A 12715-nucleotide genomic window follows, 5' to 3' on the forward strand; every position below is an offset into this window, starting at 1 on the left:
CCGGCGTCCTGCCGGTTTACCCGCTCCGTACTACCTGCGTTCGGCCAGCGTGGTTTAACGGGGCGCCTAAGATCAAGATCAAGATCAAAAGCAAGAGCACAGCGGCCTACCGGCCGGCTTGAGTGGTGTAGAGCAAAAGCAAAATCAAAAGCTAAAGCGGGCACGGTCCAAAAATGTGGGAGCTGGCTTGCCTGTGATGGCATCAACTGGGTGTACCTGACGTACCGAGGTGTCTGCATCGCAGGCAAGCCAGCTCCCACAGAAAAGCAGCTCTGCTTTCGCCCTGGACCTTGCCCTTGCTTCTCACACTCAGGTCGGCTTTCAGGCCGCCGTGCTCTTGATCTGCTGTTGATCTTGATCTGACTGCCCCATTCAGCCCGAGGCCGAACGTAGGTATTGAGGAGCGGGTAAACCGGCAGGACGCCGGTTTAGCCGCGACGGGCCAGGGACGGGCCGTCGCGGCGGCCCGCGGAGCAATACCGGAGTTGAGGGAACGCCGAGCCTAAGCGAGGCGCCGACAGGCGGGGCAGAGCGTTTTGGTTACTTTTGCGCTTTTCAAAAGTGACCCGCTGTAAGAGCGGAACCCTAAGCAGCCGTTACCGAAGCAACGGATATGTACACCAAAAATCAAGACCGCTACCGCGCCAACACCATGGCAAAATACCCAAACACCGTCAGCAAAATCCCCGACACCGCATACGCCACCGGAAACCCGATCCACGGCACCGTACTATCAATTTCCTTGGCCGCCTCCCGCGCCGGCCCCGAATGACTACGCGCCCCTGCCACCCCACCCATGAGGATCGCCGGGTTGATCTTGAACACATGAAACCCCACCGCCCAAACAATAAACGGCGGAATCGTGCACGCCACAAACCCAAGCAAAAAGATCTTCAACGCAATGATCGCGCTGATCTGCGAAACCAGGTTCGCTCCCGCATTCACCCCCACAATCGCAACGAAGAAAATCAGCCCCATGTCCTCAAGAATATTGCGTGCCGCGTTCGGTGTATTACCAAAGAACCGCACCCGCGACACCAGCGAGGAAACGATAATCCCCGACACCAGCAACCCGCCCGCATTGCCCAGGCCAACCGCCGCGCCAAATGCCGGCACTTGAATCAACCCGATCAACAACCCCAGCACCATACCCAGCGACAGCGTCAACAAATCGGTCGCCGTACTCGGCCTCCCCGCCTTGCCCAATAACGCCGTGGCCTTGTCGATGGCGCTACGCAGGCCGATCAGGTGCATCACATCCAGGCGTTGCAGGCGGGTTTCCAGCCCGACCGGAATCGGCGCGCCGCCCCGTTCAATGCCCACCAACTGCACTTGCCCGGCAATCGGTGACTGGCTGAATTCCTTGAGCGCCTTGCCCACTGCATCCTTGTGGGTCACCAGAATCACCGCTTCATCCAGCGGTATATTCAGCGCTCGGGCATCCGGCACTTCCGGCCCGATCAGGCCCATGTGGTCGGTCAGTGCATCCAGGCTGCCACCCAGGGCAATCACATCCCCCAGCTGCAACACCAATGTCGGATCGGCCCCCAGCAACTCTTCGCCCCGCTCGACATTCTCGACCTGGTACAGCGCAAAGCGCTCGCGAAACTGGGCGATGCTTTGCCCGACCAACTCCGGATTCACCAGGCGATAAGCCCGCAGGTCAAACGGCCGATAACCGCTGAGCCCGGCATCGTCGACGTTCGGCACGCCGTGCTCCACCTCGAACTCCTTGGCCGCCTTGCGCGCGTCCACGCCCCACCAGCGCGGCAGGTATTTGCAGATCAGGATGATGCCGACCGTGCCCCAGATATAGGTGATGCCGTAAGACAGCGCGATCATCGCCGTAGCCGCCGCCGCTGTGGTGCCCGGCGGCAGCGGCACCACGCCCGAGGTAATCGCCTGTTCGGCGGAGCCAATGGCCGCCGACATGGTTTGCGAACCGGCGAGAATCCCGCCCGCTGCGCCCACCGGCAGCGATAGCCAGCGCACCCCCAGTACCACGATGCCCAGCCCCAGGAACGACGACAGAATCGCCAGGAACGTGAACTTCAGGCCATCGCCCTTGAGGCTGTTGATGAATGAAGGCCCGACCCGCAGCCCCACGCCGTACATGAACAGGTAATAAAACAGGCTCTTGGTGAAGTTATCGAGTTCGAAGTGCACGCCGTAGTACGACGCCCAGGTCGCAATCGCGCAGCCGATAACGATGGCTCCCGCCACCGCGCCCAGGCCGTAACCCTTGATGGTGCCGCGCCCCACCCAGACGGACAGGCCAACCACCAGGAACAGCAGGATGTAGGGGTTGTCGTGCAGGAAAGTAAAAAAGGCTGTCACGATGATTCGTACTCGCGATGAAACGCTAAAGGCACCGGGCCTCAGGGCCCGGTGAGTGTTCAGTGCGTTCAGTCGAGGTTCGGGGTGTCGGCAGGGATGACCGGGTCGGCGATGGCGCCATGGCTGAAGCTTGGACCCGCGTCGGAATGCTCTACCGGGTTTTTCTGCAAGTAGGCGATGGCCTTGCGCAGGTCTTCGAGCAGCAGCGCGACAAGGTCACGGCTCACGCCATGGCGCACCAGGATGCGCTGCACCACAATGTTCTGGCGGTCGGAAGGCAACGGGTAGGACGCAATCTGCCAGCCGCGCATGCGCACGCGCTCCGACAGGTCGTAGAGACTGAAGCCGTGATCCACGCCGTCCTTGAGTTTGTAGCAAACCGCCGGCAGCCCGTCCTTGCCGTCGTATACCAACTCCAGCGGGGCGAATTTGGTAATTTCCGACGCCAGCCACTGCGCGGTATCGGAGCACGCTTGTTGGATCCGCGTGTAGCCGTCGCGCCCCAGCCGCAGGAAGTTGTAGTACTGGGCGATGATTTCACCGCCGGGCCGGCTGAAGTTCAGGGCAAAGGTCGCCATGTTGCCGCCCAGGTAGTCAACGTAGAAGATCAGCTCTTCCGGCAGGTCTTCGGTAGAGCGCCAGATCACCCAGCCCACGCCCAGCGGTGCCAGGCCGTACTTGTGACCGGAAGCGTTGATCGATTTGACGCGCTCGATCATGAAGTCCCATTGCAGCTCTTGCTGGATGAACGGGGCGATAAAACCACCGCTCGCGGCGTCGACATGAATCGGGATGTCCAGGCCGAGGTCACGTTGCATCGAATCCAACTCAGCCGCGAGGGCGGCGACCGGTTCGTAGATCCCGGTGAAGGTCACGCCCAGCGTTGCTACGACGCCGATGGTGTTCTCGTCGCAATATTCACGCAGGTCGGCCGGGCGCAGGCCCAGGGCGTCGCCGCGCAACGGCACTTCGCGGATTTCCACATCGAAATAGCGGGCGAATTTCTTCCAGCAAATCTGCACCGGGCCACACACGAAGTTCGGTTTGTCGGTGGGCAACCCCGCCGTTTCACGGCGCTTTTTCCAGGTCCACTTGAGGGCCAGGCCGCCAAGCATCGCCGCCTCGCTGGAACCGGTGGTGGAGCAACCGACGGTTTGCCAGGACTTCGGCGCATGCCACAGGTCGGCAATGATGTGCACGCAACGGTTTTCAATCTCGGCCGTCTGCGGGTACTCGTCCTTGTCGATCATGTTCTTGTCGAGGGCGTCGGCCATCAACTGCTGCACTTCGGGCTCGACCCAGGTGGTGCAGAAGGTCGCCAGGTTTTGCCGGGAATTGCCGTCCAGCAGCAGTTCATCGCGCACCAGGTTATAGGCGGCCGACGGCGTGGTGGAATGGTCCGGGAGGCGATATTTGGGCAGCTTGTGTTGGGCGGAGCCACTCGAATAAACGTCTTCGATGGCCTGGTCCTGAGTCTCTACGGTTCTGTGAAGTGCCATGAAATCCTGCTCTTGAATGAGGGAAATGGCGTAGACGATGATCGCGACAAGCGCCGATCAGGCTGCGTCAGGAAGCGAGCGATGGAGCGGTTGCACCGAATATTGCACGCACTTCAGCACCGGAATCTGATCCAGATCATTTAACCCACGGGTAAGCAGTCAAACGTGGCCGGTCGCCTGGCAATGACCTATTGGCTCAGCGCTTCGTTCAATATCAGGCTGCGATAGTGCCCCGGGTTGGAGCCCGACCACTTGCGAAACGCCTTGTAGAAGGAGCTGGCATCGGCAAACCCCAGGCGGGTGGCGATCTCGGCAAAGCTGATGTCGGGGTCGGCCAACCAGACAATCGCCAATTCCTTGCGCACGCTGTCCTTGAGGCCTTGATAGGTCTGCCCTTCTTCCGCCAGCCGCCGGCGCAGAGTCGAGGCCGAGATGCACAGGGACGCGGCCAGGCCTTCGGTTTCCGGCCAGGTTTCGGCAGGCATTTGCCGCAGGTCGGTCTTGATGCGGGTGGCGAGGCTGTCGGGGTCGCGGTATTTGACCAGAATGTTGGCGGGGGCATGGGCGAGGAAGCGCTTGAGCTCTTCCGGGCTGCGCTTGATCGGCAGGTCGAGGCAGTCGGCGGCGAAAATCATCCGGGTGCGCGGCCGGTCGAAGCGCAGGTTGTCGGAGAACATCACCTGGTAGTCGTCGCAAAATGCCGGCGCCGGGCAGCGCAGCTCAATTGCCAGGATAGGAATGCGCCGCCCCGCCAGCCAGCAGGCGACGCCGTGGACGATCATCCAGTAGGCAAAGTAGGTAAAAGCCCGCTTGGGTTCGGGCTCCGGCTCCAACAATACGATTTGCGCCAGGCTCTGCTGGTGCACCAGTTGTGCAGGCATGCGTTCGAGCATCAGCGACAGAAAGCCCAGGCCGGTTTCCAGCGCGGTGGCCAGGGTCGGTTGTGCCATGGAGGCCCGGCAGAGGAATTCCAGGCTGCCGGATTTGAGTTTGCGCGGGTCCATGCCAAAAAATTCATCGTCCATGCGCCGCGCCAGCAGGCGCCACAGGCGCGCGTAAGCCGTGGCCGGGACGCGTGCGGTTGGCTGTTCCAGGAGCGCTGGATCAATCCCGACTTTGGTCAGCACCTCATGGGTCGCGGCGCCCGGCGCACAGCTCTGCAACAGGGCCTCGCGGACCAGATGAATGGAAATGGTGTCTTTTTCCGACATGGGGAATGGCGCAATCCGGTGGCTGGGACGATGCCGCGCATTCTAGTGGGCGTTGCGGTTTGCCACCACCGTTCAGTCAAGGTTCAGTAAAGGTCAATATTTACTGTTTAGTAATGAGTATCATTATGTTACAAATTAGCATCCTATCTAATGACGATTCGGTGCCGAATGCTTGTTCCCTTTTTAATCATGCTGCGCGAAGGCATAGAAGCGGCCTTGATCGTTGGCATTATTGCCAGCTATCTCAAGCAAACTGGCCGTGGCCAGTACATGCCCGCAGTGTGGATCGGCGTCTTTCTGGCAGCTGCCCTGGCGCTGCTGGTCGGTGGCGGTCTGGAACTGGTGAGTGCCGAATTCCCGCAGAAACAACAGGAACTGTTTGAGGGCATCGTCGGCCTGGTAGCCGTGGGCATTCTCAGCTCCATGGTGTTCTGGATGCGCAAGGTGGCGCGCTCCATCAAGCATTCCCTGCATGAATCCCTTGATCACGCCCTGGCCGGTTCCAAACACCAGGTCACGGCGCTGATCGCCATGGTGTTTTTCGCCGTGGCCCGGGAAGGCCTCGAAACCGTGTTCTTCCTGCTGGCCGTGTTCCAGCAAAGCGAAGGCCCGGGCGCGCCGATTGGCGCCCTGCTCGGCCTGATCCTGGCAATCATCGTCGGCTTCCTGATCTACACCGGCAGCATGCGCCTGAACCTCGGTGCATTCTTCCGCTGGACCGGCTTGTTCATCCTGGTGGTTGCCGCCGGCATCCTCGCCAACTCGGTACAAGCCCTGCACGAAGCCGGGGTGTGGAACCACCTGCAAACCGTACTGTTCGATTTCAGCGCGACGCTGCCGATGGATGGCCCGTTGGGTTCGGTGCTGGCCGGCATGTTCGGCTATCAGGATGCGCCGACCACCAGCACCCTGGGTGCCTACCTGATTTACCTGGTGGTGGCCTTGGTGATGTTCTTCCTGCCGGCGCCGCCGCCGAGCAAGCCGGCCACTCGTACAACTTCTTCCGTTTCCAGCCAGTAAGGACCGCCTCTTGTCCAACCAAACCCCTCAACCGGCTCCGCCCTCCCGCGCCTTGCGCTGGGCGGTGGGCGGCTCGGTGGTCGTGATGATCGCCGCCGGTGGCCTGTTCTACTACGCCTCGCAACTGGCCGCCTCCAAGCGCCAGGCCAACCACAATGAAATCGCAGTGACCATCCACGCCCACAGCTGTGAGCCGAACGCGCTGACGGTGCCAGCCGGACACGCCAGCTTCCGCATCATCAACCGCTCGGACCGTGCCGTTGAATGGGAAATCCTCGACGGCGTGCTGGTGGTCGAAGAGCGTGAAAACATCGCCCCGGGCCTGAGCCAGGTGATCAATGCCAACCTGCTGCCCGGCGACTACCAGATCACTTGCGGCCTGCTGAGCAACCCGCGCGGCACCTTGAAGGTGACGCCAACGGCCGAGTCGGACGCGCAAGCCAAGGCAAAGCCGTCGATGGTGGCGTTTATCGGCCCACTGTCGGAATTCCGCGTGTACCTGAGCAGCCAGGGCGGCGCCCTGGTTAAGGCCGCGACTGCGCTTGAGCAGGCCATCGAAGCCGGCGACCTGAGCCAGGCCCAGGCGCTTTACGTGCCGGCCCGTGAGGCTTACCAGCGTCTGGCCCCGGCCTCGCAGCGCCTGGCGGAACTGGACAACGCGATCAACGCCCGCGCCGACTACTTTGAAAAACGCGAGCAAGACCCGGCCTTCAGCGGCTTCCACCGTCTGGAATATGCGCTGTTCCAACAACGCAACCTCGATGGCCTGACGCCGATTGCCCAGCGCCTGGTCACCGACGTCACCAGCCTCAAGCAACAGTTGCTGGCCCAGTCGCTGCCACCGGAACAACTGGTGAGCATCGTGGTGCGCAACCTCAACAGCCTGGCGGATGTACGCGCCTCCAGCGGCGAAGAAGAACGCTACAGCCATATCGACCTGAACGGTTTTGCCGCCAACCTGGACGCCGCCCGCAAGGTGGTCGACCTGATGCGCCCGTTGCTGACCAAATCGGCCGCCCAATTGCTGCCGGGCATCGACAGTGCGATCACCGCCCTAGACGCCGAACTCAATGGTTTGAAAGTCGACGGCCGCTACGCCACGTATGACAGCGTTACCGCCGATCAGCGCAAGCAGATCGCCGACAAGGCCAAGGCTTTGGCCGTTGCACTCGATGGAATCGACCCCGCCCTTGGCCTTTCCGGCCTGAAGTGAAGACGACCGTAAACATGAGCGATTCAGAACAATTTTCATCCCAGCGTCGTCGTGTATTGCTGGGCATGGCCGCCACCGGCGCCGCGATTGCCGGCAGCAGCCTGAGCTGCCCGGCGATGGCCGCCAATGCCGCCGCGCAAGTCACCACCGCGCCGAGCAGTGAAAAGACCCAGGACCACCACGATTACCGTGGCAAGCACCAGACCGGCATCGTCACCCCGCGCCCGGCCTGCGGCATGTTGGTGTCGTTCGACGTATTGGCCAGTGACCGCGAAGACCTGGAGCGGCTGTTTCGCACCTTGAACGAGCGCATCGCGTTCCTGATGACCGGCGGCACCGTGGTGCAAGTCGACCCGAAACTGCCACCCACCGACTCCGGCATCCTCGGCCCGGTGGTGACGCCGGATAACCTGACCATCACCGTATCGGTGGGCGAGTCGCTGTTCGACGAGCGCTTCGGCTTGGCCGCAGCCAAGCCCAAGCGCCTGATCCGCATGGTCGGCTTTCCCAACGATGCGCTGGAACCAGCACAGTGCCATGGCGACCTGAGCTTGCAGTTCTGCTCCAACACCACCGACACCAACATCCACGCCCTGCGCGACATCGTGAAGAACATGCCGGACCTGCTGCTGGTGCGCTGGAAACAGGAAGGCAGCGTGCCGCCCCAGGCCCCTGCCCGCCCAGGCGAGCCCGCGCAAAGCGCACGCAACTTCCTCGGTTTTCGCGACGGTTCGGCCAACCCGAATTCCAACGACAACAAGGCGATGGACCAGATTGTGTGGGTTCAACCCGGCAGTGACGAACCGGCCTGGGCCGCCAATGGCAGCTACCAGGCGGTGCGGATCATCCGCAACTTCGTCGAACGCTGGGACCGCACGCCCCTGCAAGAGCAAGAAAGCATCATTGGCCGGATCAAGACCAGTGGCGCGCCCATGGATGGCCAGAAAGAAACCCAGGTCCCGGACTACAGCAAGGACCCGGAAGGCAAGTTGACCAAGCTCGATGCCCACATCCGCCTGGCCAACCCGCGTACCGCACAGACCCAGGCCAACCTGATCCTGCGCCGGCCGTTCAACTACTCCAACGGCGTCAATAAAAACGGTCAGCTGGACATGGGGCTGTTGTTCATCTGCTACCAGGCTGACCTGGAGAAAGGCTTTATCAGCGTGCAAACCCGGCTCAACGGCGAGCCCCTGGAGGAATACCTGAAGCCGGTCGGCGGCGGTTATTTCTTCACCTTGCCAGGCGTCACCGGGGCCCAGGATTTCATCGGGCGCACGCTGCTCGATGCGACACATCCACAAACCACTGCCAACACTTAAAACATACCCCAGAGCGGAAATCGTCCCATGAAGAAGTCGTCCCTCGCATTGTCGTTGTTAATGAGCCTTTCGCCGCTGGCCGCCTTCGCCGCCACCGCGCCGCTGGATCTGGTAGGGCCAGTGTCGGACTATAAGATCTACGTCACCGAAGAAATCGGTGAGCTGGTCACCCAGACCCAGGCGTTCACCGACGCCGTGAAAAAAGGCGACCTGGCGACGGCCAAGAAGCTGTACGCGCCAACCCGCGTTCACTATGAGTCCATCGAGCCGATCGCCGAGCTGTTCAGCGACCTCGACGCCTCTATCGACTCGCGCGTAGACGACCACGAAAAAGGCGTGAAAGCAGAAGACTTCACCGGCTTCCACCGCATCGAGTACACCCTGTTCTCCGAGAACACCACCAAAGGCCTGGACGCGCTGGCTGACAAGCTCAACAGCGACGTGCAAGACCTGAAAACCCGCGTCGACGGCCTGACCTTCCCGCCGGAAAAAGTCGTGGGTGGTGCTGCTGCCCTGCTTGAAGAAGTGGCCGCGACCAAAATCTCCGGTGAAGAAGACCGTTACAGCCACACCGACCTGTATGACTTCCAGGGCAACATCGACGGCGCGAAAAAAATCGTCGACTTGTTCCGTCCGCAGATCGAGAAGCAAGACAAGGCATTCGTTGCCAAAGTCGACAAGAACTTCGCTGCCGTGGACAAGATCCTGGCCAAGTACAAAACCAAGGATGGCGGCTTTGAGACCTACGACAAGGTCAAGGAAGCCGACCGTAAGGCCCTGGTTGGCCCGGTTAACACCCTGGCGGAAGACCTGTCGACCTTGCGTGGCAAGCTTGGCTTGAACTGATGCACCTCACTCGCGGGCCGTTCGTGCCCGCGAGTACTCCCCGCTCCAGCCCCCTCGTTACACTCGCCTGTACCTGTCAACTCTGACAGTAGACACACACTCAGTGACGACGTTTCATGAGCAGGATCCAGGTACAGCACTGAACTTGGTGACTCATCTCATGAGGGACGGAAAAATGAGCACTCATCAGAAAGATCCGCTAAACGACCTGACCGACTTCAACGATAGAACGCTCAACGGGTGGGTTCCCGATGTTATTCCCAGCGACCCCATCGAGTTTCGATTACGCCGCGCGGGTGACTATTACCTGTACCAGGAGATTCGCGCACCCGGCGCGTTTCTTCTAGAAAAACGCTTTCCAGCATTGCCACCTTCAGATTTCGTGTTCCGGTTCGATTGCAACATCCAACTAAACTTTGAAGTGACATTAACAAGTTTTGAGGATAACGAAATCGTAATTGTCCCGGTTGTAGGGAGTCCAAATTGGACGACACTGACCATTCCGTTTACCCTCAGTAGAGCGCATGAACGCGGCGTGAAGCTCTTGTTTGCAATAAGCTTTGGGAGGCATTTTGAGCCTCCGGCCGCTTTGTCCATCGACAACTTGCATTTGATACAAGTACCGGCCTGAGGCATTACAGAATGCGGTAGAGCAACCGTTCGATCCGCACCCGGCTTACCCTACGCAAAAACTTGCCGACGGCCGCCGGGTATTCCACCAGGGTATCCAGCTGCTGATAGCGTTCGATACGCGAGGTGTGCTGAAAAATCTCGGCAAGCTCAGTGCGCCGTGGCCCTACCCACTCACCCTTGGGATCGTCGATCAGCAAGGCGTTTTCCAGGTCGAGGCGAAAGGCGCGCGGGTTGATGTTGTTGCCCGTCAGCAAGGTGTAGCGCTGGTCGACCCACATGCCCTTGAGGTGATAGGTGTTGTCGCCGTCGCGCCACAGGTGCAGGTTCAACTGGCCGCTGTCGATCATGCGCTGGTGACGCTTGGCAAAGCGCCGCAGGCTGATTTCGTAGAGATACGGCAGTGCAGCGATGACCTTGAACGGCTCGCTCGGCGGGATGTAGAAGTCGTTGGCGGTCTTGTCGCCGACGATGATGTCGATCTTCACCCCACGCGCCAGGGCGCGGTTGACTTCCCGCGTGACCGGCAGCGGCAGGTTGAAGTACGGGGTGCAGATAGTGAGTTGGTGCTGGGCGCTGGCGATCAGCTCACAGATCACCCGGCTCAGGGGGTTGTTCTTGCACACGCCCAATAACGGGCTGACCGTCAGGTTGCCGTTTGGCAGTTGCCCCGCCGTGGTGTCATACACCGCGTGTTTCAGGCGGCTGCGCAGGTCGCCGATGTCGTTGCGCAGGCTGCGGGTGGTCGGCGGGTTGGGCAGGTCCAGGCGATGCACGGCCTTGGAGGCCACCAGGCCGTGCTCCACCAGGTGCTGCATCGAGTCGGCCAGCGCCTTGTTGTGGACCAGGTGGTAGCGATCGTAACGGTACTTGTCGAACTTGTGCAGGTACACGTTGTTAAGGCTGGCGCCGCTGTACAGCACGCTGTCATCGATCACAAAGCCCTTGAGGTGCAGCACGCCGAACAACTCGCGGGTTTGCACCGGCACGCCATACACCGGCACTTCGGTGCTGTGGGACTCGGTCATGGCCTGGTACCAGGCGCTGTTGCCGGGTTGCTTGCCGGCCCCGATCAAACCGCGCTGGGCGCGCAGCGAGTCAACCACCACCACGATATCCAGCCCGGGGCGTGCAGCCTTGGCAGCATGCAGCGCGTCGTAGATCTCTTGCCCGGCCTCGTCCTGCTGCAGGTACAGCGCCACGATGTAGATACGTTGGGTGGCCTGGGAAATTTTCTCCAGCAGGCACCGGCGGTACTGCGCAGCGCCGGACAGCACCTCGATCGAGTCGGGGGTGAGGGGAAAACCGCGCAGCTTGGGCAACAGGGAGCGTTTGAATAACGACGGCATAGGGCTCGCAATGGGTCGAATCCGAAGGACTCAAGAGCTTACACCATGGGGTGGCTCAGGTCTTCCCGCCCTCGCGTAAAAAATAATTAATTGACTAAGGAGAACGGTCGTTCTACTTTTGTTTACATGAACGATATCACTCGCGACATTATCCTCGACGTTACCGAAAAGTTGATCTACCGAAACGGCATCGCTGCCACCGGCATGGATCTTCTGGTGAAGACCGCCGGCGTCTCCAGAAAGAGCGTATACCGCTACTTCGCCAACAAGGACGAACTGGTGATCGCCGCCTTACAGCGCCGCGACGAGCGCTGGATGCATTGGCTGCGCACCGAAGTGGAACGCCATGCGACCACCGGCGAGCGTCTGCTGGGCGTGTTCAGCGCGCTAAAGACCTGGTTTGGCTCGGACGACTTTCGCGGCTGCGCCTTTATCAACACCAGCGGCGAAACCGGCGACCCGCAAGACCCGGTGCGCCTGTTGGCCAAGGCCCATAAACAGAAACTGTTCGAGTACGCCCTCGAACTTTGTCGAGCACATGGCACCCCCGACCCGAAACGCCAGGCCGTGCACCTGCTGATCCTGATTGATGGCGCCATTACCGTTGCCCTGGTAATGGGCGACTCAACCGCTGCCGATAACGCGCAATCGATGGCGCGAACCTTATTGCAACTTTGACCTGACTTTAAACATGTTAAGGAGCCGTCCCTTGTCATCCAACGCTGAAGTACGCCCGCCGTTGCCGCCGTTCACCCGTGAATCGGCGATTGAAAAAATTCGCCTGGCCGAAGATGGCTGGAACTCCCGAGACCCGCAACAGGTGTCCCTGGCGTATACCCTGGACACTCAATGGCGCAACCGCGCCGAGTTCGCCCACAACCGCGAAGAAGCCAAGGGCTTCCTGGAACGTAAATGGGCCAAGGAACTGGACTATCGGCTGATCAAGGAATTGTGGGCGTTTACCGGCAACCGCATTGCGGTGCGCTATGCCTATGAGTGGCATGACGACTCCGGCAACTGGTTCCGTTCCTACGGCAACGAGAACTGGGAGTTTGATGAGAACGGCTTGATGGCGAACCGGTTTGCCTGCATCAACGACATGCCGATTCAGGAAAGCGCACGCAAGTTCCACTGGCCGCTGGGGCGGCGCCCGGATGAGCATCCAGGGTTGTCAGAGCTGGGGTTGTAAGCCTGACGCTGCCCCACCTGTGGGAGCGGGCTTGCTCGCGAAAGCGGTGTGTCAGTCGCTGGATATATCGACTGAACCACCGCATTCGCGAGCAAGCCC

At 60.7% G+C, this 12715-nt stretch carries 11 protein-coding genes; 7 read left to right on the forward strand and 4 right to left on the reverse strand.

Annotation, left to right across the window (positions count from 1 at the left end; translation table 11 throughout):
- Window positions 1-636 precede the first annotated feature (636 nt).
- The 3 genes from CEC48_RS29200 to CEC48_RS29210 all read right to left on the reverse strand — a co-directional run bounded on the left by CEC48_RS29200 (window position 637) and on the right by CEC48_RS29210 (window position 5047).
- Window positions 637-2337: an aspartate:alanine exchanger family transporter gene (locus CEC48_RS29200; protein WP_088426987.1), complete on the reverse strand. Its 1701-nt coding sequence runs from the start codon at window positions 2335-2337 to the stop codon at window positions 637-639.
- 68 nt (window positions 2338-2405) lie between these two features.
- Complete coding sequence (locus CEC48_RS29205) at window positions 2406-3836, reverse strand: glutamate decarboxylase (RefSeq protein WP_088426988.1); 1431 nt, start codon at window positions 3834-3836, stop codon at window positions 2406-2408.
- A 188-nt stretch (window positions 3837-4024) separates the two neighbouring features.
- A complete protein-coding gene (locus CEC48_RS29210; protein ID WP_088426989.1) occupies window positions 4025-5047 on the reverse strand; it encodes an AraC family transcriptional regulator in 1023 nt (340 codons plus the stop codon).
- Window positions 5048-5215: 168 nt separating this feature from the next.
- Here CEC48_RS29210 and efeU point away from each other — a divergent pair, with 168 nt between their 5' ends.
- The 5 genes from efeU (at window position 5216) to CEC48_RS29235 (ending at window position 10079) form a co-directional block, all read left to right on the forward strand.
- Complete coding sequence (gene efeU / locus CEC48_RS29215) at window positions 5216-6067, forward strand: iron uptake transporter permease EfeU (RefSeq protein ID WP_088426990.1); 852 nt, start codon at window positions 5216-5218, stop codon at window positions 6065-6067.
- A gap of 10 nt (window positions 6068-6077) precedes the next feature.
- Entirely contained in the window at window positions 6078-7280 is a 1203-nt protein-coding gene (gene efeO / locus CEC48_RS29220) for an iron uptake system protein EfeO (protein WP_088426991.1), read from the forward strand.
- A gap of 14 nt (window positions 7281-7294) precedes the next feature.
- On the forward strand, window positions 7295-8602 hold the full coding sequence (gene efeB, locus CEC48_RS29225) for an iron uptake transporter deferrochelatase/peroxidase subunit (RefSeq protein WP_088426997.1): 1308 nt from the start codon (window positions 7295-7297) through the stop codon (window positions 8600-8602).
- Window positions 8603-8629: 27 nt separating this feature from the next.
- Window positions 8630-9448, forward strand: coding sequence for an iron uptake system protein EfeO (efeO, locus tag CEC48_RS29230; protein WP_088426992.1), 819 nt, complete (start codon window positions 8630-8632; stop codon window positions 9446-9448).
- 175 nt (window positions 9449-9623) lie between these two features.
- Complete coding sequence (locus CEC48_RS29235) at window positions 9624-10079, forward strand: hypothetical protein (RefSeq protein ID WP_141099728.1); 456 nt, start codon at window positions 9624-9626, stop codon at window positions 10077-10079.
- Between the two features lie 4 nt (window positions 10080-10083).
- On the opposite strand, the gene pssA is transcribed toward CEC48_RS29235, so the two are convergent.
- Window positions 10084-11427 carry a CDP-diacylglycerol--serine O-phosphatidyltransferase gene (gene pssA, locus CEC48_RS29240; protein WP_088426994.1) on the reverse strand — a complete coding sequence of 448 codons (1344 nt, stop codon included), beginning with the start codon at window positions 11425-11427 and terminating at the stop codon, window positions 10084-10086.
- 126 nt (window positions 11428-11553) lie between these two features.
- On the opposite strand from pssA, the gene CEC48_RS29245 reads away from it, so the two are divergent.
- Both CEC48_RS29245 and CEC48_RS29250 read left to right on the forward strand, forming a co-directional pair.
- Entirely contained in the window at window positions 11554-12105 is a 552-nt protein-coding gene (locus CEC48_RS29245) for a TetR/AcrR family transcriptional regulator (protein WP_088426995.1), read from the forward strand.
- Window positions 12106-12136: 31 nt separating this feature from the next.
- On the forward strand, window positions 12137-12616 hold the full coding sequence (locus CEC48_RS29250; RefSeq protein ID WP_088426996.1) for a nuclear transport factor 2 family protein: 480 nt from the start codon (window positions 12137-12139) through the stop codon (window positions 12614-12616).
- Window positions 12617-12715: the final 99 nt, after the last annotated feature.

This window comes from Pseudomonas sp. K2I15 (genome assembly GCF_002204795.1).
In the GTDB taxonomy this organism is placed as follows: Bacteria; Pseudomonadota; Gammaproteobacteria; order Pseudomonadales; family Pseudomonadaceae; genus Aquipseudomonas.

What these genes read in the sequence shown, in the direction of transcription:
- CEC48_RS29210 (WP_088426989.1), bottom strand. Translation starts at nt 5,047, where the DNA reads ATGTCGGAAAAAGACACCATTTCCATTCATCTGGTCCGCGAGGCCCTG.
- pssA (WP_088426994.1), bottom strand. Translation starts at nt 11,427, where the DNA reads ATGCCGTCGTTATTCAAACGCTCCCTGTTGCCCAAGCTGCGCGGTTTT.
- CEC48_RS29205 (WP_088426988.1), bottom strand. Translation starts at nt 3,836, where the DNA reads ATGGCACTTCACAGAACCGTAGAGACTCAGGACCAGGCCATCGAAGAC.
- CEC48_RS29235 (WP_141099728.1), top strand. Translation starts at nt 9,624, where the DNA reads ATGAGCACTCATCAGAAAGATCCGCTAAACGACCTGACCGACTTCAAC.
- efeB (WP_088426997.1), top strand. Translation starts at nt 7,295, where the DNA reads ATGAGCGATTCAGAACAATTTTCATCCCAGCGTCGTCGTGTATTGCTG.
- efeU (WP_088426990.1), top strand. Translation starts at nt 5,216, where the DNA reads ATGCTTGTTCCCTTTTTAATCATGCTGCGCGAAGGCATAGAAGCGGCC.
- efeO (WP_088426992.1), top strand. Translation starts at nt 8,630, where the DNA reads ATGAAGAAGTCGTCCCTCGCATTGTCGTTGTTAATGAGCCTTTCGCCG.
- CEC48_RS29245 (WP_088426995.1), top strand. Translation starts at nt 11,554, where the DNA reads ATGAACGATATCACTCGCGACATTATCCTCGACGTTACCGAAAAGTTG.